Below are 21,648 nucleotides of genomic sequence, written 5' to 3'. Positions count from 1 at the left end.
GGCCACAGACGTGACGGCGAACATTGCGATAAGGTTGACCACCCCTGACCGTCATACTGGCAGTATGGAATTATTCATTTTATAATAATTCTCATCAAGCATCTAATCTCATCTGCCAGCGATTTCACCTTTTCAGTACCCGGTAACCGGTATTCCTTGATGAACAACGCGCCTTCCCCTGCCAACGACGACCCTCTGGTTGAGGTGGCTGCACATTGGTGTATGCGCATGCATGCGCCCGATTGCACGGAAGAAGAACGCGAGGAGTTCAAGTGCTGGCTCGACGCGCACCCCAACCACGCCATCGAATACGTCGCCATGCTGGAAATCTGGGACCTCAGCGAGCAGCTCCCAGCCAGCGCTACCGTTACCGCCCCACGCCCTTCCCTGCACGCGACCGCAAGCGCCGCGAACCGCCCGACACGCGCGCGCCGTCGCGGCTGGCGTCCGCAAGCGAGGGCCATCGCCCTGGCAATCGTGGCGCTGCCGTTGGCGGCTTACGGCGGCTGGATGATGGGCTGGCTGCCCAATTCCTATGAGCAGTTCGACACGGCGCAGAACATCAGCCGCATCACCCTGAGCGATGGCAGCGAAGTCGAACTGAACAGCAACTCGGACCTCAGCTTCAGCAACTACCGCGACCAGCGCCGCGTGCGGCTGAGCAGCGGCGAGGCGTATTTCCACGTCACCCACGACAGCGAGCACCCCTTTGTGGTGACCGCCGGAGAAGGCTCGATCACCGTCACCGGCACGCGCTTCAACGTGTGGAAATACCAGAACAGCGTGGTGGTCACCGTCACCGAAGGCTCGGTGCGTGTGCAAAGCGACCGTCAAGGCAACGACAGCACGCTCACGCCAGGCCTGCAGGCCAGCTTCAAACCGGGCGACCTCAAGCCCACGGTGAAATCGGTCGACACCGCCACCGCCCTCGCCTGGCGCGACGGCAAGTTGATCCTCAACGACATCACCCTTGGCGAGGCCGTGCCGCTGCTCAATCGCTACCTCGACGAGCCGCTGTTACTCGCCGACCAGAGCACCGCCGACATCCGCATCGGCGGCATCTACAGCACCCGCGACGTCGCCAGCCTGGTGAAAGCGTTGCCCAAAGTGCTGCCGATCAAGCTGGAGCCACAAAGCGATGGCACCACGCTGATTCGCAACCGCCCCGCCCCGCTCTAACGGCTAAATTTCCGGCGCAGTCACTCGTTCATTTGGCAGACCCTCACGAGCCTGCCAATGAGCGCCCTGATCTCCCCCCGCCGCCTTGTTCTCACCCTGCTCTGCCTGACGCCGCTGATGGCCGTTGCCACCTGGCAAGCGCTGCCGTTTCGCAGCGACGAGCTGGCCACCGTGGCGGTAGCGCGCGGCAGTATCGAGAGCAGCGTGAGCGCACTCGGCACCTTGCAGCCACGGCGTTATGTGGATGTCGGCGCCCAGGCTTCCGGTCAAATTCTGAAACTGCATGCCGAGCCCGGCGAGCACGTTGAAGAAGGCCAACTGCTGGTGGAAATCGACCCCTCCACCCAGCAAGCCAAGGTCGACGCCAGCCGCTATTCGATCGACCAACTGAAAGCCGAACTGGCCGAACAGCGCGCGCAGAATGAGCTGGCCAACCAGCAGCTCACGCGCCAGCAACACCTCGCCCGAGGCGGCGCCACCCGCACCGAGGACGTGCAAATCGCCACCGCCCAAGTGCGCGCCAGCCAGGCCCGTATCGCCATGTTCCAAGCGCGTATTCGCCAGGCCGAAGCCAGCCTGCGCAGCGACGAAGCCGAGCTGGGCTACACGCGCATTTACGCGCCCATGGCCGGCACCGTGGTGGCCGTCGATGCCCGCGTGGGCCAGACGCTCAATGCCCAGCAGCAAACGCCGCTGATCATGCGCATCGCCAAGCTGTCGCCCATGACGGTTTGGGCGCAGGTGTCCGAGGCCGATATCAGTCGCATCAAGCCCGGCATGCACGCCTGGTTCACCACCCTCAGCGGCGACGGCCGACGCTGGAACGGCACGGTGCGCCAAGTGCTGCCGCTGCCGCCCACGCCGCTGGACCAAGCCAACCAGGGCGGCGGCAGCCCCAATGCCGACGGCGGCGGCCGTGTGGTGCTCTACACCGTGCTGCTCGACGTCGATAACGCCGACGGCGCGCTGATGGCCGAGATGACCGCGCAGGTGTTCTTCGTCGCCGGCAAGGCCGACAACGTGCTGACCATTCCCGTGGCCGCGCTGCAAGACGCCACCGCCACGCCGGACACGTACAAGGCGCTGGTGCTCAATGGCAACGGTCAAATCGAAACGCGCGAGGTGCGCACCGGGCTGCGCGACCGCATGTCGGTGCAGTTACTTGCCGGCCTGGAAGAAGGCGAACGGCTGTTGATCGGCCCGCCAGCCGGGGCCGGAGAATGAGCGTGCCGGCTGAGGAAACCGGCTGCGCCACTGCCCTAATCGCCCTCACTGACATCCGCAAGCAATACGGCGGCCATGGCGCGCCGGTGGTCGAGGTGCTGCGCGGCGTGTCGCTGGCGATTTATCCGGGTGAATTCGTTGCCATCGTTGGCGCTTCCGGCTCAGGCAAATCGACACTGATGAACATCATCGGCTGCCTCGACCGCCCCACTTCCGGCAGTTACCAATTCAGTGGCATCGATGTGGCCCAGCTGCCCGCCGACGAGCTGGCCTGGCTGCGGCGCGAGGCCTTCGGTTTTGTGTTTCAGGGCTACCACCTGATCCCGTCAGCCAGTGCCCAGGAAAACGTCGAGATGCCAGCCATCTACGCCGGCCTCAGCCACAGCGAACGCCAGGCACGCGCCGCCGCCCTGCTGGAGCGGCTGGGCCTGGGCAGCCGACGGGAGAATCGCCCGCATCAGTTGTCCGGCGGCCAGCAGCAGCGTGTATCGATTGCCCGCGCGTTGATGAACGGCGGCCATATCATTCTCGCCGACGAACCCACCGGCGCCCTCGACACCCACAGCGGCGCGCAGGTCATGGCGCTGTTGGACGAGCTGGCCGAGCAAGGCCACGCCGTGGTGCTGATTACCCACGACCGCGGCGTCGCCGCCCGTGCCCGCCGCGTGATCGAAGTGCGCGACGGCGTGATCATCAGCGACAGCACCAGCAGTCCGGCGCCTGCCGCGCAAGGACAAGCGCAAATCGAACAGCTGCAACAGCGCCTGCGCGAACCGAGCACCAGCAGCGCCTCGTGCAGCGGCGAAGTGGTCGACGCGTTAAAGGCCGCGTGGCGGGTGATGTGGGTAAACCGCTTTCGCACCGCGCTGACCTTGCTCGGCATCGTTATTGGCGTGGCGTCGGTGGTGGTGATGCTGGCCGTTGGCGAGGGCAGCAAGCGGCAAGTGATGGCGCAAATGGGCGCGTTCGGCTCGAACATTATTTACCTCTCCGGCATCGCACCCATGCCGCGCGCGCCGGAAGGTGTGGTCAGCCTCGACGACCTGGCCGCCGTCGGCACCCTGCCACAGGTGCGGCAGATCATGCCGGTAAACGGCGGCGACACCGTGGTGCGCTACGGCAATATCGACTACTACGCCTACACCCGCGGCAATGGCGTGGCCTTTCCCACCATCCTCAATTGGCCGGTGGCGCAGGGCAGTTTCTTTACCCAAGCCGACGAAGACCGCGCGGCCACCGTGGCAGTCATCGGCCAGAAAGTGCGCGACGCCTTGTTCGCTGGCGTCGCCAACCCGATTGGCCGCTACATCCTCATTCAGAACGTGCCGTTTCAAGTCATCGGCATCCTCAGCGCCAAAGGCGCCAGCTCCGGCGATGACGACAGCGACAAGCAAATCGTGGTGCCCTACTCCACCGCCAGCATTCGCCTGTTCGGCAAACACAACCCGGAATTCGTGGTGATCGCCGCCGCCGACGCCAAACGCGTGCACGAGGCCGAGCTGGCTATCGACCGCCTGATGCTGCGCCTGCACCGTGGCGTGCGCGATTTTCAGCTGACCAACAACGCCGCCATGATTCAGGCCGAAGCGCGCACGCAGAACAGCCTGTCGCTGATGCTCGGCGCCATCGCCGCCATTTCCCTGCTAGTGGGCGGTATTGGCGTGATGAACATCATGTTGATGACCGTGCGCGAGCGCACCCGCGAGATCGGCATTCGCATGGCCACCGGGGCGCGGCAGCGCGACATCCTTCGCCAATTTCTTACCGAAGCGGTGTTGCTCTCGGTGGTGGGCGGCATTGCCGGAATCGCCTTGGCGTTGCTGGTCGGCGGCGTGCTGCACTTGAGCCAGATTGCGGTGGTGTTTTCCCTGCTGGCCATGGCTGGAGCGTTTTTCTGCGCCTTGATTACCGGCGTGGTGTTCGGCTTTATGCCGGCGCGCAAAGCCGCGCAGCTCGACCCGGTCACGGCGCTGACCAGCCCATGAAAAACATCTTCCCTGCCCTGCTGCCCGTTTGCCTGGCAATCGGTGCATGCAGCACGCCGCCTGCCGCTATCGAACCGCCGCCCGCGCCGCCGCAATGGGCATCGCCTCATACATCGAGCGCTGGCGACGGCGTTCAGCGCGACTGGTGGAACGCGTTTGGCAGCCCGCAGCTTGCCGCGCTAGTCGCCCAAGCCGAACGCAGCAGCCACGACCTCGCCGCAGCAGAAGCCCGCGTTCGCCAGGCCCGCGCCAGCAGCACCATTGCCGGCGCGGCGCTGCTGCCGGACGTAAAAGGCGGGTTCGATGCGGCGCGCGAAGAGCTGCTCGGCGGCGACGGCTACAGCCAGCGCGACACCGACGGCGACGACCGCCGCCTCGACACCTACACCGCCAGCCTCAGCGCCAGTTATGAAGTGGACTTCTGGGGCGGCCGCGCCGCTGCCCGCGACAGCGCACGGCAGTCCTTGCGTGCCAGCGAGTTTGAGCGCGACACCGTGCGCCTCACGCTGCTCAGCAGCGTCGCCAGCAGCTACCTCAGCAGCCTGGCGCTGATCGAACAGCTGCGTATCGCCGAGCAGAATCTGGCCAACGCCGAGCAGGTGCTCGCGCTTATCGACCAACGCTTCGAGGCCGGCGCCGCTACTCAACTGGAACGGGCGCAACAAGGCAGCCTGGTCGCCGCGCAGCAACGGCAATTGCCGCTGCTGCGCCAGCAAGCGATGGAAGCGCGCATCGGTCTGGCCCAACTGTTGGGGCAGCCGGTGCAGCGGTTGTCCATGGGCGATGAGCGCTTCAGCGAGCTTCATTGGCCGAAGATTGGAGCCGGTGTGCCGAGCGAGTTGCTGAGCCGCCGTCCCGACATCGCCAGCGCCGAAGCGCGCCTGGCCGCCGCCAGTGCCGATGTGCAAGTGGCGCGCGCCGCCATGCTGCCAAGCCTGACCCTCACCGCCAGCCTCGGTACGGGCGCCGATGCGTTCAAGAATGTGTTGGAAAATCCGTTCTACACCGTCGCCGCCGGGCTCACTGCACCGATTTTCAACGCCGGCAAACTGGCCGCTGGCCGCGACCTGAGCCAGGCTCGTCAGGAAGAACTGCTGCACAGCTACCGAGGCGCCATCGACGCCGCGTTGGCCGACGTCGAAAAAGCCCTCACCGCCATCGCCGGACTGGACCAGCAACGCACCTGGCAAGACCAGGAACGCCAACACGCCCAGCGCGCTTTCGAACTGGCGCAGAACCGCTACCAATCAGGCGCCGAGACCTTGCTCAGCGTGCTGGAAACGCAGCGTGTGTTGTTTCAGGCCGAAGAAGGTGGCGTGCAACTACGGTTAGCGCGGATGCAGGCGGCGATTGCGTTGTACAAGGCGTTGGGGGGTGGTTGGCGGTCGTAGCAATCGCGTCTGCCGCTGCCCTCACCCCGGCCCCTCTCCCGCAAGCGGGCGAGGGGTGACTTTGGCCGAACTGACGATGTGAGGCCGATACGCCGCAAAAAGCCCCCTCTCCCGCTTGCGGGAGAGGGCTGGGGTGAGGGGCCGTGCTGTTGGCCCTACGCCGAATACTCCGGCGGCAACGGCGGCAGCTCATCCAGTAACTGGCTCAGCCCCTGCGACCACTGCTGCCGCACCCCTTCAAAATACGGGTCACTCTCCAACACGCGAAATCCGGCTGGCACTTGCAGGCTGTCGGCTTTGTAGACGACCACGTCCAACGGGAAGCCGACCGACAAGTTACTGCGAATGGTCGAGTCGAACGACACCAGCGCGCAGCGCAGGGCTTTGTCTAGGTCGGTGTGGTAGTTCAAGGCGCGGTCGAGGATCGGTTTGCCGTATTTGCTTTCGCCAATCTGGAAGAACGGCGTGTCGTCGGAGGCGGAGATGAAATTGCCCAGCGGGTAGATGTTGTAGAGCTCTGCCGGCTGGCCGCTGGTTTGCCCACCAACCAGAAACGAGCAGCTCAGGTCCACGCCCGCCGCCATCGGCGAGTTGGCATCGCGGGCCATCACTTCGCGCATGGTGTCGCCCACCAGCGTGGTGGCGCCGTACAGGTTGACCACGTTATGGAGGTGCACGCCGTCGTGGTTCAGGCGCGTGCGCAGCAGATTGATCACCGCTTGCGAGGTGGCCAGGTTGCCAGCGGTTTGCAGCACGATCAGGCGCTCGCCAGGTACGGCGAACACATGCAGTTTGCGAAACGTGGCGATATGGTCGACACCGGCATTGGTGCGCGAGTCGGAGACAAACACCAGGCCTTCGGCCAGGTTCAGAGCAACGCAATAAGTCATCAGAGTCCACACAGGCAAGGACGCCCGAGCGGCGAAACCGCGTCGGGCGTTAGGAGTTAACCGCTTATTGCGCGGCTTATGAGGTTATTGCTGCTGCACCCGCACAGGCGACACTTCCACGTGCGCGTGCATTTGCTCCACTCCGCCGCCACGGCGCATGCCGCGTACCGGACAAGCGTCGAGATAATCCAGGCCAACCGCCAACTTCAGGTGACGCTCGGGTTTGGCCAGGCAATTGGTCACGTCGAAGCTGTACCACGCGCCATCCAGCCAGGCTTCGGCCCAGGCGTGGCTGGACAGGTGGTCGTCGCGGTCGGTGAACAGATAACCCGACACATACCGCGCCGGAACGCCCAGGCTACGGGCGCAGGCGATAAACGCATGGGCTTGGTCCTGGCATACGCCTTTGCCACCAGCGAAGGCTTCGGCGGCGCTGGTCTGCACATCGGTGACGTCTGGCTGGTAGCGGATGCGGGCGTTGAGGCCGTGCATCAAATCGATCATGCAGGAACGGTCGCGGCGGCTGTTGCATTGCACCATGGCGAACTCGCGTAGCGCCTGGTCGGCCTCGGTCAGTCGGGTGGTGCGCAAGAATGGCAGCGGCGACTGCTCTTCGTGTTCGCACTCGCTCGACTCGTCGATTTCCACCTGGCCACGGGCGCCGAGCAGAATGCTTTCGTGGGGCTCGTCGAGGGTCAGCACGTGAAGAATATTGCCGTACGGATCGACCTGCGCGCGCACCGGGCGCGGCAGGTTCAGTTCCCAGCTGATCACCTGCTGACGCTCGCTGTCGTGCGGCGTCATGCGCAGGTATTGAATGCTGTTACGCACCTGATCTTCGTAGTGATAGGTGGTGTCATGGCTGATTGAGAGTCTCATGCGACCTCCAGGTAAGACGTTTGAATGGCCTGGCCTAGCTTGCGCACCAGCAGGATGAAATCGGTGAGCCAGCCATGCAGGCCTTCGTCGAGCACTTCATTGATGCTGGTGTAACGCAGGCGCGCCTCCAGCTCCGCCGCCAGACGCTGCGCCGGCCGACCGTTTTCACCGGGCAGGCTGGCGAGCATCAGGTGCAGTTCGTCCATGCACGAGCGCAAGGAACGCGGTACATCGGGACGCAGCAACAGCAGCTCGGCCACCTTGCGGGTGCCGGGCGAGCCACGGTAGATCTCGGCAAATGCCTCGAACGACGACAGCGCCCGCAGCAAGGCGGTCCACTGGTAATAACTGCGCGCCGGGCGGCCATCGTTTTCGTCGATGTCTTCGCCCAGCATTTCGTAGCGGGCATCGAGCAGGCGCAGGGTGTTGTCCGCGCGCTCGATAAACGTGCCCAGGCGAATAAAGCGGTACGGGTCGCCGCGCATGATGGTGCCGAAGGTGGCGCCGCGGAACAGGTGCGAACGCTCCTTGGCCCACTCGCAGAAGCGGCTGATGCCATAACGCCCCAGGCCCTGCTCGGCGATGCCGCGAATCTCCAGCCAGGTGGCGTTGATGTTTTCCCACATGTCGGCGGTGATGCGCCCGCGCACGGCATGGGCGTTGGTACGCGCCGCTTGCAGGCAGCAGTAGATGCTCGCCGGGTTTTCCGAATCCAGCGCAAAGAAATGCAGCATGCGCTCGGCGTGCAAGGGGCCGTGACGCTCCAGGTATTCGTCCAGCGTGCCGGTGATCAACAGCGGCAGCGCCAGCTCTTCCAGGCCGTTGCCGCGCCCGTCTTGCGGCATCAGCGACAGCGAATAGCTCACTTCCAACATGCGCGCGAGGTTCTCGGCACGCTCCAGGTAACGGGACATCCAGTACAGGTCAGAGGCAGTGCGGCTCAGCATAATTAGTCCTCCACCACCCAGGTGTCTTTGGTGCCGCCGCCTTGCGACGAGTTCACCACCAGCGACCCTTCTCGCAACGCCACGCGGGTCAAGCCGCCTGGCACTACACGGGTGTCTTTGCCGGACAGCACGAAGGGGCGCAAATCGATATGGCGGGGGGCGATGCCGTTTTCGACAAAGGTCGGGCACGTTGAAAGACACAACGTCGGTTGCGCGATGTACGCCTCGGGGCGAGCGATCAACCGGGCGCGGAAGGTTTCGATTTCCGCCTTGCTGGCCGCCGGCCCCACCAACATGCCGTAGCCGCCGGAGCCTTGGGTTTCCTTGACCACCAAGTGTTCCAGATTGGCCAGCACGTGCTGCAACTCCACCGGCTTGCGGCACTGGAAGGTCGGCACGTTTTTCAGAATCGGTTCTTCGTCGAGGTAGAAGCGGATCATCTCGCCGACGTAGGGATAAATGGATTTGTCGTCGGCCACGCCCGTGCCGATGGCGTTGGCCAGCACCACATTGCCGCTGCGGTAGGTCGAGAGCAGACCCGGCACACCGAGCATGGAGTCGGGGTTGAATGCCAATGGGTCGAGGAAGGCGTCGTCGAGACGGCGGTAAATCACATCCACCTGCTTGGCGCCGGCGGTGGTGCGCATAAAGACTTTGTCGTCGCGCACGAACAGGTCGGCGCCTTCGACCAGTTCCACGCCCATTTCACGGGCCAGAAACGCGTGCTCGAAATATGCACTGTTAAAGCGCCCAGGCGTCAGCACCACCACGTTGGGGTTATCCAGCGGGCTGGAGCTTTTCAGGGTGTCGAGCAGCAAATTGGGGTAGTGGTCGATGGGCAGCACGCGCTGGGCGGCGAACAGCTCGGGGAACAGGCGCATCATCATTTTGCGGTCTTCGAGCATGTAGCTCACGCCGCTGGGGGTCCGCAGGTTGTCTTCGAGCACGTAGTACGTGCCATCGCCATCGCGCACCAGGTCAACGCCCGAGATATGCGCGTACAGATCGCGGTGCAGATTCAGCCCCTGCATCGCCAGTTGGTAACCCTCGTTGGCCAGCACCTGCTCGGCCGGAATGATGCCGGCCTTGATGATGCGTTGGTCGTGGTAAAGGTCGGCGAGAAACATATTCAACGCCTGCACCCGCTGGATGCAGCCGCGCTCGACAATGCGCCACTCACTGGCCGGAATGCTGCGCGGAATGATGTCGAAGGGAATAAGCCGCTCGGTGCCTTGGTCGTCGCCGTACAAGGTGAACGTGATGCCAGCGCGGTGAAACAGCAGATCAGCTTCGCGGCGGCGCTGCGCCAGCAACTCATCCGGGGTGTCGGCCAACCAGCGCGCGAACTCCCGGTAATGCGGACGGCATTCGCCGTTCGCCAGGTACATCTCGTCATAAAAGGTGCGGGTCATGCCGTACTCCTTGTCACCCGGACGTGCATAGGTATTGCAAAGCCCGAGCCATCCGTCTTATTCGTTAGATATCAATCACTTAAAAATAAGACACTTACCCTGCGCACCATAATCGCGCATTCCTTGACGCACCGTGCGTGGCCACGCCCTGTTGCGCGGCACCCTTGAAGATAGCCGCTTCGCTTGGGTGTTTCCTTATGACCAGTGGAGTTGGGGTTGATTGCAATTAAATATGGGGGATGGCTTCGAGGATCGGCGCGGTCGACGGTTGGGGTTCCAGGTTCGTTCAGGTAATGGTGCTCGCCATGCAAGCCTGGATCCCGAATCGTCGGACCGCCGCCTTCGCGAGGATGACGGTGGTTTTGAGGGATGGCCGTGTGTCAACTGACGCATTGCAGGTGTACAGAAATTCCAAACTAAACCTCCGTCATTCCCGCGAAAGCGGGAATCCAGTATTTCGGAAGGATCGCCTTTCCCTGAACGACTCTGGATCCCGAATCGTCGGACCGCCGCCTTCGCGAGGATGACGGAGGTTTTGAGGGATGGCCGTGTGTCAACTGACGCATTGCAGGTGTACAGAAATTCCAAACTAGACCTCCGTCATCCTCGCGAAAGCGGGGATCCAGTATTTCGGAAGGATCGCCTTTCCCTGAACGACTCTGGATCCCGAATCGTCGGACCGCTGCCTTCGCGAGGATGACGGAGGTTTTTTGTGGGAGCTGGTTCTTACTGACGAATCGCAGAAGTACGGAGCCCCCCAACAAAACACCCGTCATTCCCGCGAAAGCGGGAATCCAGTATTCCGGAAGGATCGCCTTTCCCTGAGCGACTCTGGATCCCCGCCTTCGCGGGGATGACGGTGGTTTTGAGTGACTGCTCCGTTCAGCCTGACAAATCGCAAAACCACGAAATCCCCAAAAAAAATACCCGCCCGCCCCACCTCACCCAAACGCCAACCCCAACCACCGCCGATAAAACCCCTCCGCCACCGCATTCAACGCCGCCACTTTCTCCGGCAAATCCTCAAGCATCTTGCGTTTCGACTGCTGACTCGGCTGGGTCTCGTCCAGCAAATGCTCAAAGTCGTTCAGCCACAGCTGCACCAGTTCTTCGGTCATTTCCGGGTGCCCTTGCAGGGCGAAAATCTTCTCGCCCCAGGCAAACGCCTGGTTTGGGCACCACGGACTTGAAAGCAAGCGCTGGGCACCGGGTGGCAGGTCAAAGGTGTCGCCGTGCCATTGGTAGATGGGGAATTCGTCCGGCAGGTGTTCCAGCCACGGGCTGGGCTCGGTCTGGATGGCCTGCCACAGCGGCTGCCAGCCGATTTCCCGGTATGGCATGCGGTGCACTTGCGCGCCGAGCGCCCTGGCCAGCAGTTGGCCGCCGAGGCAATGGCCAATCAGGGGAATGTCGCGGGCGATAAACCGTTGCACGGCGGCAATTTCGGTTTCCAGCCACGGCAAGGGATCGTTGACGCTCATGGGCCCGCCCATAATCGCCACGGCTTTGGGCCGCTCAAGGTCGAAATCGTCAAGCTCGTTAAGGTCGGCGCGCAGGACGGAAAAATCCAGCTGGCGCTCGTCGAGCACCCGCGCCAGGTAGCCCGGCGGGCAATAGTCGACGTGGGTAAGAATCAGAATGTCGCTCATCGCTGAACCGCCTCTTTCTTTTCCACCTGATCAGGCAAACCTCGTGCCGAGGCAGAGTCAGCGTTTCAGAAAAGTGTCGCCGGGCACCGACCCGCTTGTGGCCGGCCGGTGCATTCGCGGTGTGGCGCCTCGTTATTGGCGGGTCAGACCCGCAACCCTTTGAGTTCCTGCGTAACACCCCAGCCGTCGAGCACGCCACCCAACGGGGCGACCATCGACTCCAAATCATGTTCGAACGCACCAATGCCGTCATAGGTGGCGTACATGACTTTGCTGATCAACACGTGCCAGGCGCCGTCATCACGCTCGCTCACCTGGGCATTGAGTACTTCACTGCGGAATTTTTTCGCCACCATGCGGGCCCGCTCCTCGTCGGGAAAAATGGCGTAGAACTCGATTGGGTGGATGCGGGCAAAGTCGAAGCCGCCCTCTTTCATCCGGCGCAACACATTGCTGCTGATGTCGTTATGGCTTGCTGTGCTCATGATGCGACCCCCTCACATGCGATGGATGGTTTGACCGCTTTCCCATTGCTGCTGCCAGCTGACTGCGCTGACGTCGCGACAGATCCGAAAGACCCATCACCCGAGGCTTGTTGCATTTGCGTACTGCGGCGTAGAGCGTGTGCTAGCGGGCGCCCAGCAAGGACGCCCTCTTCCAGCGTAGTGCCTTTCCCACATTTGTGCAGGCTGGGTTACGCACCTTTTTGCGCCGCCACAGCGGCAAAGCGCGTCTGGATAAAGCTGCCCACCCGCGCCATGGCCACGTCGGCGATGTCCAGCAAGCCGGCGTGAGCCTGAAATACATGCCAGCAGCCTGGATAGCGTTGCAGGTGAACATCCACGCCGGCTGCGGTGGCGCGCTCGGCAAGGCGCAGGCTGTCGTTGAGCAGCACTTCGTCTTCGCCGACCTGAATAAGCAGCGGCGGCAAACCGCTGAGATCGGCGTATACCGGCGACAGAAACGGGTCACGACGGTCTACGCCCGGCGGGCAAAACAGCGAGCCGGCCTGGTGGATCCAGGCCAGGCTCAGCAACGGATCGCCCGCTGGCGGCTGATGCAACTGGCTGAGCGTGGCATCGGTCAGCGGCGAGAAACACACCAGCGCCGCAGGAAGCGGCAGCCCCGCCTGCTTGATGCGCAAGGCCAGCCCGAGCGCCAGGTTGCCGCCTGCGGAATCGCCGCCAAGCATGATCTGCTCGCCGCTATAACCCTTTGCCAACAGCGCCTCGTAGGCGGCCAGGCCGTCGTTTAGCCCGGCTGGAAACGGGTGTTCCGGCGCCAGGCGATAGTCCAGCGCACATACGGCCAGCTTGCCGCGCCTGGCCAAATGGCCGGTGATGGCGCGGTGCGTGGCGGGCGAACCGATCAGATAAGCGCCGCCATGGAAATACAGCATTACCCGCTCGCTGTGCTCAGCCGGCCGCTGCCACTCGCATTGCAACCCGGCCAGCATTTCGGCGCTACGGCGAGTGCCACGGGGCGCGACGGTGGAAACGGTTAAAGCACGCAGAATGGCGCGCTGGGCGGCGATAGGCATCGGTGGGCGGATCAGCCCGCGAAACAGCACCTTCAAACTGGTGCGCAACACAGCGGCCAACAGGCGCTGGCTCAAGCGCGGCGGTTCAACGAATGCAGTCATAGTTCGCAAGCTCCGGGCGACGGGTGTGATGGCGGTAGGTAAAGGTGAAACCGGGCCAGTTGTTGGTGTTTTTGCCGCTGGCGGTTTTGTACCAACTGTCGCAACCCTGCTGCCAAATGGAGCGGTCGATGGCCTTGTGCAGCGACTGGTTGAACTGCGCCTGCACCGTGGGCTTGAGGTCCATGTAGCGCAGTTGATGCTGCTGCAACTGTTGCAGGCAGCCGAGCACGTAGCTGAATTGGCTTTCCAGCATGTAAATGATCGAGTTGTGGCCCAGGTTGGTGTTGGGGCCATACAGGATGAACAGGTTGGGAAAGCCGCTGACGCTAATGCCCAGATAGGCCTCGGCGCCCTCCTTCCAGGCGGCATTGAGGTCGCGCCCGTTGAGCCCGGTGATGTGCATGGGCGCGAGGAAATCGGTGGCGGCGAAGCCGGTGCCGTAGATGATCGCGTCCACCTCGCGCTCGCGGCCGTCGGCGGTGCGTATGCCGGTGGCGGTCACCGCTTCGATCTGATCGCCCACCACCTCGACGTTGGCCCGCGCCAGGGCCGGAAAGTAGTCGTTGGAGATAAGGATGCGCTTGCAGCCCATGGGGTACTCAGGTGACAGGCGCTGACGAAAAGCAGGATCGGCAATGCTGCGGTTCAAATGCAGGCGAAAGCGCAGCTGCATGGGTTTCATCAGCTTGGGCACCACGGTAAACGCCAACACCCGCGCCTCGTGTTGGATGTATTTGAGGCCCCGGTCGAGGGTTTGCAGCCACGACAGGCGGCGCATTAGGGCGCTTTCCCAGGGCCGATAGGCGCGATCTGGCTTGTGCAGCACATACGCCGGCGAGCGCTGGAACACGTGAAGCTGCGCCACCTGCGGGGCAATTTGCGGAATAAATTGAATGGCGCTGGCGCCCGTGCCGATTACCGCTACGCGTTTGCCGCTGAGGTCGTAGTCCGCGTTCCAGCGGGCCGAGTGGAAGGCTTCGCCGGTGAACTGCTGCAACCCGGCGATGCGCGGCAGCAACGGACGATTCAGTTGGCCGCACGCGCTCACCAGTGCCTGAGCGCTAAACGTTTCGCCATCGGTGCAGGTGACTTGCCACACACCGGCTTCGGCGTCGAACACGGCACTGGCCACTTCGCGGTTGAAGCGAATATGCGGGCGCAACTGGTACTTGTCGGCGCAGTGCTGCTGGTAGGCGAAGATTTCCGTCTGCGGCGCAAATTTGCGCGTCCAGTCGGTTTTGGGCTCGAAAGAAAAGGAATACAGATGGGAAGGCACATCGCAGGCGGCGCCGGGGTAGCGGTTGTCCCGCCAGGTGCCGCCCAGGTCGCCGGCCTTTTCCAGCAGGACGAAATCGCCGATGCCGGCGCGCTTGAGGGTAATTGCCAAGCCGATGCCAGCGAAGCCGGCACCGATAATCAGCACGCGCAAGGGCGCGGCTGACGGGGACGTTTTAGTCATTGTTGTTATCCCGATGGTCGTCGGGGCTAAGACTAAAGCGTCGGCGATGGGAGAAACAACGGGTACGTTCGTGCTAGATGAAAACTGACCGGTTATTGGCGGACGAGGCGTCGATTGTCCGCTGAAATGGGCCCGAGGCTGCGGTATGGGTTGATGTCCAGCCCACCACGACGCACGTAGCGCGCATATACCGTCAGGCTTTGCGGCTGCAGCAGGCGTTGCAGATCAAGAAAAATGCGTTCCACGCACTGCTCGTGAAAGTCCGCGTGCTGGCGAAAGCTCACCAGATACGCCAGCAGACTGGCCGCGTCCAGCGCGGGACCACGGTAGCTGACCACCACAGTGCCCCAGTCCGGCTGGCCGGTGACCGGGCAGTTCGACTTGAGCAAATGGCTGTGCAGGCTCTCTTCCACCACTCGACTGGTATCGCAACGCAGCAGCTCGGGCTGTGGCTGGGCGTAGTTGCTGATGGCGACGTCGAGCTCATCAATGCAGCGCCCCGGCAACGCCGTCACGCCCTCGGCTTCCACCTCCGCCAGACTGCGTACACGCACGCCTACAGGCTTGCCGGCGGCGGCGCTGAGGTCTTTCTCCAGCACCACCTGCAACTCGCCTGGCGTGGCAAACACGCTCTGGTTGAGGGAATTGAGGTACAGCTTGAAGGACTTGGATTCGATGATGTTGGGCGAGTCGGCGGGAATCGCGAACTCACCAATTGCCACCACCGGCTTGCCCGACGGCAACAGCCACGACAGCTCGAAGCAATTCCAGAAATCGACGCCCTGATACGGCAGCGTTTCAGCCGTAAGGCCCAACTCGGCCCATTTCGGCGCGCGGGGAATGGGGTACAGCAGCGACGGCGTGTAGGTAGCGATGTATTCGCTGGCCTTGCCTAATGGGGAGTGTTCGACGGCGGAATGCATGGCGGCGACCTGACGGTAAAAAAAACGCGGCAATTGTATACAAATTGCCGCGCCTTGGGACGTACGTCGGGGGTAGGCAGGCGATTACTGGCGCATGCCTCGCCCACTCTTCAGCAACTGCACACAGGCGATGTAAAGCACCGTAGTTGCCACGACCACAAAGCCGATGGCAATGCTGATGCGGATATCCGACACGCCCAAAATGCCGTAGCGGAAGGCGTTAACCATGTGCAGCACCGGGTTGGCCAGCGACACGGTTTGCCAGAACGGCGGCAGCAGGTTGATGGAATAGAACACCCCGCCTAGATACGTCAGCGGCGTCAGCACGAAGGTCGGAATAATCGAGATGTCGTCAAAGTTGCGCGCAAACACGGCATTGATAAACCCGCACAGCGAGAACACCGTGGCGGTCAGCAGCACCACCAGCACGGTAATGCCCAGGTGGTGCACTTGCAGCTTGGTGAAGAACAGCGACAGGATCGTGACGATCACCCCCACTGCCAGGCCGCGCAGCACGCCGCCGATGACGTAGCCGATGAGAATGGTGTGCGGCGACACCGGCGCCACCATCAGCTCTTCTACCGAGCGCTGGAATTTGCTGCCGAAGAAGCTCGACACCACGTTGCCGTAGGCATTGGTAATCACCGACATCATGATCAGGCCGGGCACGATGTACTGCATGTAGGTGAAGCCGCCCATGTCGCCGATCTGCCGGCCGATCAGGTTGCCGAAGATGACGAAGTACAAAACCATGGTGATCGCTGGCGGCAGCAGCGTTTGCGGCCAAATCCGCATAAAGCGGCGCACTTCGCGGTAGACGATGGTGTTGAGGGCAACCCAGTTGGCTTGCAGTTCGTTGTTCAAATAATCGTGTTTCATACCGCCACCTTCGCCAGGTTTTTTTCCACCAAGGACACGAACAGCTCCTCCAGGCGATTGGTTTTGTTGCGCATGCTCAGCACCTGAATGTGCTGCTCGCCGAGTTGGCGGAACAGCTCGCTGATGCCCAGGCTTTTTTCCACTTGCACTTGCAGCGTGTGGTCGTCGATCAACTGCGCGGGATAACCGGGCAAGGTGGGCAGCACGGTGAGCGAGTCTTTCAGGTCAAGCAGGAAGGTTTCCACGTGCAGCTTTTTCAGCAGGCTGCGCATGCTGGTGTTTTCGACGATGCGGCCGTGGTCGATGATGCCGATGTTGCGGCACAGCTGTTCGGCTTCTTCGAGGTAGTGAGTGGTGAGGATGATGCTGATGCCCTGCTCGTTCAGCTCGGTGAGGAAGGTCCACATCGAGCGGCGCAATTCGATGTCCACGCCAGCGGTGGGTTCATCGAGGATCAGCAAGCGCGGTTGGTGAATCAGCGCGCGGGCGATCATCAGCCGACGTTTCATGCCGCCGGATAATTCACGCGAGGCCGAGTTGCGTTTGTCCCACAGGCCAAGCTGGGTCAGGTATTGCTCGGCGCGTTCTTTGGCGATGCGCTGGGGAATGCCGTAGTAACCGGCCTGGGTCACGACGATGTCGAAGACTTTTTCGAACTGGTTGAAGTTGAATTCCTGCGGCACCACGCCCAGGCAACGCTTGAGCTGCGAGGGCTCGCGGTCCAGGTCATGGCCGAACACGTTGACCGTGCCGCTGGATTTGGTCACCAGCGTGGAAAGAATGCCGATGGTGGTCGATTTACCGGCGCCGTTGGGGCCGAGCAAGGCGAAGAAGTCGCCTTCGGCTACGTCCAGATCGATGCCGTGCAGTGCTTGGAAGCCGTTGCCGTACGTCTTGGTCAGGCCACGGATAGACAGGGCAGAACTCATAGGAAATACACACTTGAATAAGAAAATTGGAGCGGGAGACGCGGCCGCCGTGTTCTCAGGCGTTACGGCGGGCCGCGCAGTTTAGCGCCACGGGCAGTGGACTGCTAAACCGCTTCCCAGGTTGTTTTTTTATTGATCAGGTTAGCGCCGTCATCACCGCTGTCTGGTACGCGGGCCGCTGTTTCAGGCGTTCGTACCAGGCCTGCAAATGAGGCAGATCGGGGCGCTGGATGGGCATTTCAAACCAGGCGTAAATGCCGGCGCCGAGTGGAATATCGCCCATGCCGAACTCCTCACCAGACAAATACGGCTGGCTGGCCAAGGCCTCATTGGGCATGGCCAGCAGCTCACCGCAGCGCTGCAAGGCGGCAGCGATACGCGCTTCGTCGCGCTGTTCCGGCGCGGTACGCACGGTGCCCCAGAACAAATCGCGGAACGCGCCGGCAAACACCGAGGTGGACCAGTCCATCCACTTGTCGCCAACAGCGCGCTGGGCGGGGTTCTGTGGATACAACACACCGTCGCCATACTGGGCTGCGAGGTAACGAACGATGGCGTTGGATTCCCACAGTACTAGGTCGCCGTCTTCGATCACCGGCACCAAACCGTTGGGGTTCATGGCGCGGTAGTGCGGTTCGTTCACCACCCCGAAAGCGCCACCTGCATCGCGTCGTTCGTAGGGCACCCCTACTTCTTCGGCGGCCCACAACGCTTTGCGCACGTTGCCGGAATTCTTGCGTCCCCAGATCGTCAGCATCGGTTTGTTACCTTCTATTTCGCTTTTTTTGGCTCAGGCATCCTACCTGCCTGAGCCAAAGAAAACAGACTTGGAAATTGATGTTAGCTATCGAGGCGCTTCATGGTTCCGGGGTTTTGCCCCAGCGCATCGCCTGCACCCGCTTAGCATCAGTAAAGACTGACTGCGCAGTCACGCCAGCCGCGGCGTGCGCGGGCGTTATCCAGTGCGAACTGAACAACGCGAGGGTGGTCACTATCACTGAAGCGGCCGGGGCAAGGTGTTCACTCACCTGGGTTCCTGGGGGTGCCGAGTTCAATTCGATGACGCCAAGCCTGGCTTGGCGCCCTTCTCGCCAGTCCCTCTCTCGCCACACCTACTAAGCTCGACACGGTCGGCATTCAGCCGGTCCGTTCCAAGGAGGACGTTGCATGCTTGCTGTCTGGTTAGTTGTTCTGGTGCTGGGCGTGGCCTTTCTGGCCCACCGTCGCCTTTCGCCGTTGCCTGCCATTGGCATCGTCGCCGTCTACCTGGTGCTCATGGGCATTTACAGCCATGCACCGACCTGGCTGATGGCCATTCTCTGGCTGGTGCTAATCGCCATCACCGTGCCGCTGGTACTGCCGGAACTGCGCCGCAAGCTGTTCACCGCGCCGCTGTTCGCCTGGTTCCAGAAAACCTTGCCGCCGATGTCGGAAACCGAGAAAGACGCCATCGAAGCCGGCACCGTCTGGTGGGACGGCGAGCTGTTCAGCGGCCGCCCGGATTGGAACACCCTGCTCGCCTACCCGAAGGCAACGCTCACTGACGAAGAACAAGCGTTTCTCGACGGCCCCACCGAAGAACTGTGCGCGATGGTCACTGACTGGGACATCGGCCAGCACATGGATTTGCCCGAAGCGGCCTGGCAGCACATTAAAGAGCACGGCTTCTTTGCGTTGATCATTCCCAAGGAGTACGGCGGCAAAGGCTTCTCGGCCTACGCCCACTCGCAAGTGGCGATGAAACTGGCGACCCGCAGCGGCGACCTGGCCTCCACCGTGATGGTGCCTAACTCGCTCGGCCCGGCGGAATTGCTGCTGCACTACGGCACTGACGAACAGCGCCAGCACTACCTGCCACGCCTGGCCCGTGGCGACGACATTCCTTGCTTCGCCCTCACCGGCCCGCTGGCCGGTTCCGATGCAGGGGCAATGCCTGACGTCGGTATCATCTGCAAAGGCCAGTGGAACGGCGAGGAAGTGATTGGCCTGCGTCTGACGTGGGAAAAACGCTATATCACCCTCGGCCCGGTAGCGACGCTGCTCGGTCTGGCGTTCAAGGCCTACGACCCGGAACACTTGCTCGGCGACGAAGAAGACCTGGGCATCAGCCTGGCGCTGATTCCGACCGACACCCCTGGGGTGGAAATCGGCCGTCGCCACTTGCCGCTGGGCGCCGCGTTTATGAACGGCCCCAACTCCGGCAAAGACGTTTTCGTACCGCTGGACTACCTCATCGGCGGCGAGCCGATGCTGGGCAAAGGCTGGATGATGCTGATGAACTGCCTGTCGGTAGGCCGTTCGATTTCGTTGCCAGCGGTCGGTACCGGCGCGGCCAAATACACCAGCCTGGTCACCGGCCAGTACACCCAGGTGCGCGAGCAGTTCAACGTGCCGCTGGCGGCCTTCGAAGGTATTCAGGAAGCACTGGCGCGCATCGGCGGTAACGCCTGGATGATGGACGCCGCGCGTATCCTGACTGCCAACGCGGTCGATCTGGGCGAAAAACCTTCGGTGCTCTCGGCGATTCTCAAGTACCACCTCACCGAGCGCGGTCGCGAGTGCATCAGCCACGCGATGGACGTGCACGGCGGCAAGGGCATCATCATGGGCCCTAACAACTACTTGGGCCGTTCGTGGCAAGGCGCACCGATTTTCATCACCGTGGAAGGGGCGAACATTCTCTCGCGCAACCTGATGATCTTCGGCCAGGGCGCTATTCGCTGCCATCCGTACGTGCTCAAGGAAATGGCCCTGGCCGGCCGCGAAGACCGCGACCGTGCGCTGGTGGAATTCGATGAACTGCTGATGCAGCACATTGGTTTCGCCCTCAGCAACGCCGCCAGCAGCCTGATTCTGAGTCTGACCTTCGGCAAAATCGGCCGCGTGCCGGGCGACAGCTTCAGCCAGCCCTACTTCCGTGCGCTTAACCGCCTGGCCGCCGGTTTCGCCATGTTGGCGGACTTCAGCATGATGCTGCTCGGCGGCGAGCTGAAACGCCGTGAACGCTTGTCGGCGCGCCTGGGCGATGTGCTCAGCAACCTGTACCTGGCCTCGGCAGCGCTCAAGCGTTACCACGACCTCGATTACCCGGAGCACTTGCGTGCGTCGGTAAGCTGGGCGATGGAAGAAAGCCTGGGCAAAGCCGAGCAGGCGCTGGCCGACTTGCTGGAAAACTTCCCCAATGGCTTCTTTGGCTGCGCGCTGAGCTTGCTGGTGTTTCCGTTCGGCCGTCGCCACAAGGGCCCATCGGATGCGCTGGATGCCGAGATTGCTGGCATTCTCACCCGCCCTGCCGGCGACCCGGCACTGGAAGCGGTGCTGGCCGGCTGCTTCCGCCCAACCGACCCGACCGACGCCGTGGGCGCGCTGCAACATGCGGTGAACCTGCTGGGCGCCAGCCATGGGCTGCATAAAAAGCTGCATGTGGCGGTGAAAGAAGGTCGTCTCACGCCGCAGCCAGGCGAAAGCTTGATTGATGCGGCACTGGCGGCCGGCGTGCTGCAAGCCGAGGAAGCGCAGAACCTGCGTGACGCGGAAGCGGCGCGGCGTCGCGTGATCGACGTGGACGATTACGCCAAAGAAGAACTGACCCTGGGCGAAGGCAAGATCCGCTAACGCCCACCCCAGGCGGCAACACGACAACGGGCGCGAAGGCTTCTATACTTCGCGCCCGTTTTTGTTCCTGAGGAGTCGCCCATGTCCAGCCCCTATCTCGACCATCACTTGGCGCTGCTGACCCACCTGCGCGGCATTCTGGTTGCGCTGGGCGAAGCCGAACAGGTTCCGGAAGAAAGCCACGCGCTGTTTCTGGAACGCTTCGACGAATTGCTCACCCTGCTGCCGCAGGAGCCTGAGCAAAGCCTTTATCTGGGCCAGGACTTGATGTGCCAGGTCATCCACCGCTACCCGCAAATCGCCCATCTGGTGCCGCGCGACTTGCTGTGGTTCTTCGGTGGCGACTGCCTGCACTTTATGCCGGACGAAGAAATCACCTTGTTCCAAGCGCTCGATGAGCGTCGCTACGAAGCCGAACAGAACGACGAGCCGTTCGACTGGGAACGTGAGAAGCAATTTTTGGCGATTCCCCGCGAAGGCAGCACGCACTGAGGCAAACGCTCACAGAAAACCGACTGGACTCTTGTAGGAGCCAGCTTGCTGGCGAACCCTGCAACCGACACCTTTTCCAGGGTTCGCCACCAAGGTGGCTCCTACAAAAACAGGCACCTGTGGGAGCGGATTTAGCCGCGATGCGATTGCCCA

General features: G+C 62.4%; 18 protein-coding genes. 6 read left to right on the top strand and 12 right to left on the bottom strand.

The genetic code is table 11. The features are described from left to right. Window positions 1–159 precede the first annotated feature (159 nt). The 4 genes from ACZZZP_RS09015 to ACZZZP_RS09000 are packed head-to-tail and all read left to right on the top strand — an operon-like array spanning window position 160 to window position 5,779. A complete protein-coding gene (locus tag ACZZZP_RS09015) occupies window positions 160–1,179 on the top strand; it encodes a FecR family protein (protein WP_463382469.1) in 1,020 nt (339 codons plus the stop codon). 57 nt (window positions 1,180–1,236) lie between these two features. Beyond that, window positions 1,237–2,403, top strand: a complete 1,167-nt coding sequence (locus tag ACZZZP_RS09010; protein WP_463536450.1) for an efflux RND transporter periplasmic adaptor subunit — start codon at window positions 1,237–1,239, stop codon at window positions 2,401–2,403. Between the two features lie 2 nt (window positions 2,404–2,405). Then, window positions 2,406–4,388: a MacB family efflux pump subunit gene (locus tag ACZZZP_RS09005; protein WP_463382467.1), complete on the top strand. Its 1,983-nt coding sequence runs from the start codon at window positions 2,406–2,408 to the stop codon at window positions 4,386–4,388. Continuing rightward, complete coding sequence (locus tag ACZZZP_RS09000; protein ID WP_463382466.1) at window positions 4,385–5,779, top strand: efflux transporter outer membrane subunit; 1,395 nt, start codon at window positions 4,385–4,387, stop codon at window positions 5,777–5,779. The genes ACZZZP_RS09005 and ACZZZP_RS09000 overlap by 4 nt, the downstream gene beginning before the upstream one ends. Before the next feature lie 155 nt (window positions 5,780–5,934). Here the strand turns inward: ACZZZP_RS09000 and ACZZZP_RS08995 are convergent, their stop codons facing one another. The 12 genes from ACZZZP_RS08995 to ACZZZP_RS08940 form a co-directional block, all read right to left on the bottom strand. After that, a complete protein-coding gene (locus tag ACZZZP_RS08995) occupies window positions 5,935–6,669 on the bottom strand; it encodes a peptidase (protein WP_463536449.1) in 735 nt (244 codons plus the stop codon). Window positions 6,670–6,753: 84 nt separating this feature from the next. Further along, the gene (locus ACZZZP_RS08990) at window positions 6,754–7,548 is read right to left on the bottom strand and encodes a transglutaminase-like domain-containing protein (RefSeq protein ID WP_122497970.1); all 795 of its coding nucleotides are present in this window, start codon (window positions 7,546–7,548) and stop codon (window positions 6,754–6,756) included. Beyond that, window positions 7,545–8,495 (bottom strand): alpha-E domain-containing protein, encoded by a 951-nt coding sequence (locus ACZZZP_RS08985; protein WP_122497968.1) that lies wholly within the window; start codon window positions 8,493–8,495, stop codon window positions 7,545–7,547. Before ACZZZP_RS08985 ends, ACZZZP_RS08990 begins: the two co-directional genes overlap by 4 nt. A 2-nt stretch (window positions 8,496–8,497) precedes the next feature. Then, entirely contained in the window at window positions 8,498–9,907 is a 1,410-nt protein-coding gene (locus ACZZZP_RS08980) for a circularly permuted type 2 ATP-grasp protein (RefSeq protein ID WP_122453267.1), read from the bottom strand. Between the two features lie 941 nt (window positions 9,908–10,848). Then, entirely contained in the window at window positions 10,849–11,556 is a 708-nt protein-coding gene (locus ACZZZP_RS08975) for a type 1 glutamine amidotransferase (protein ID WP_463382464.1), read from the bottom strand. A 143-nt stretch (window positions 11,557–11,699) separates the two neighbouring features. Next, window positions 11,700–12,041, bottom strand: coding sequence for a ribonuclease E inhibitor RraB (locus tag ACZZZP_RS08970; RefSeq protein WP_122453269.1), 342 nt, complete (start codon window positions 12,039–12,041; stop codon window positions 11,700–11,702). 209 nt (window positions 12,042–12,250) lie between these two features. Continuing rightward, the gene (locus ACZZZP_RS08965; protein WP_463382463.1) at window positions 12,251–13,198 is read right to left on the bottom strand and encodes an alpha/beta hydrolase; all 948 of its coding nucleotides are present in this window, start codon (window positions 13,196–13,198) and stop codon (window positions 12,251–12,253) included. Next, entirely contained in the window at window positions 13,182–14,657 is a 1,476-nt protein-coding gene (locus ACZZZP_RS08960; RefSeq protein WP_463382462.1) for a flavin-containing monooxygenase, read from the bottom strand. Before ACZZZP_RS08960 ends, ACZZZP_RS08965 begins: the two co-directional genes overlap by 17 nt. Window positions 14,658–14,749: 92 nt before the next feature. After that, window positions 14,750–15,580 (bottom strand): NADPH-dependent 7-cyano-7-deazaguanine reductase QueF, encoded by an 831-nt coding sequence (queF, locus tag ACZZZP_RS08955; RefSeq protein WP_463382461.1) that lies wholly within the window; start codon window positions 15,578–15,580, stop codon window positions 14,750–14,752. Between the two features lie 84 nt (window positions 15,581–15,664). Then, the gene (locus tag ACZZZP_RS08950) at window positions 15,665–16,444 is read right to left on the bottom strand and encodes an ABC transporter permease (protein ID WP_463536942.1); all 780 of its coding nucleotides are present in this window, start codon (window positions 16,442–16,444) and stop codon (window positions 15,665–15,667) included. A gap of 11 nt (window positions 16,445–16,455) precedes the next feature. Next, window positions 16,456–17,388 carry an ABC transporter ATP-binding protein gene (locus tag ACZZZP_RS08945; protein WP_463382460.1) on the bottom strand — a complete coding sequence of 311 codons (933 nt, stop codon included), beginning with the start codon at window positions 17,386–17,388 and terminating at the stop codon, window positions 16,456–16,458. A 136-nt stretch (window positions 17,389–17,524) separates the two neighbouring features. After that, window positions 17,525–18,145 (bottom strand): glutathione S-transferase family protein, encoded by a 621-nt coding sequence (locus tag ACZZZP_RS08940; protein WP_463382459.1) that lies wholly within the window; start codon window positions 18,143–18,145, stop codon window positions 17,525–17,527. A 410-nt stretch (window positions 18,146–18,555) separates the two neighbouring features. On the opposite strand from ACZZZP_RS08940, the gene ACZZZP_RS08935 reads away from it, so the two are divergent. Together ACZZZP_RS08935 and ACZZZP_RS08930 are read left to right on the top strand one after the other, a co-directional pair. Then, window positions 18,556–21,003: an acyl-CoA dehydrogenase gene (locus ACZZZP_RS08935; RefSeq protein WP_463382458.1), complete on the top strand. Its 2,448-nt coding sequence runs from the start codon at window positions 18,556–18,558 to the stop codon at window positions 21,001–21,003. Window positions 21,004–21,084: 81 nt separating this feature from the next. Continuing rightward, window positions 21,085–21,495, top strand: coding sequence for a PA2817 family protein (locus ACZZZP_RS08930; RefSeq protein ID WP_122453276.1), 411 nt, complete (start codon window positions 21,085–21,087; stop codon window positions 21,493–21,495). Window positions 21,496–21,648 lie beyond the last annotated feature (153 nt).

This window comes from Pseudomonas sp. AC211, assembly GCF_979258055.1.
This window is presented reverse-complemented; position numbering and strand designations above follow the sequence as displayed.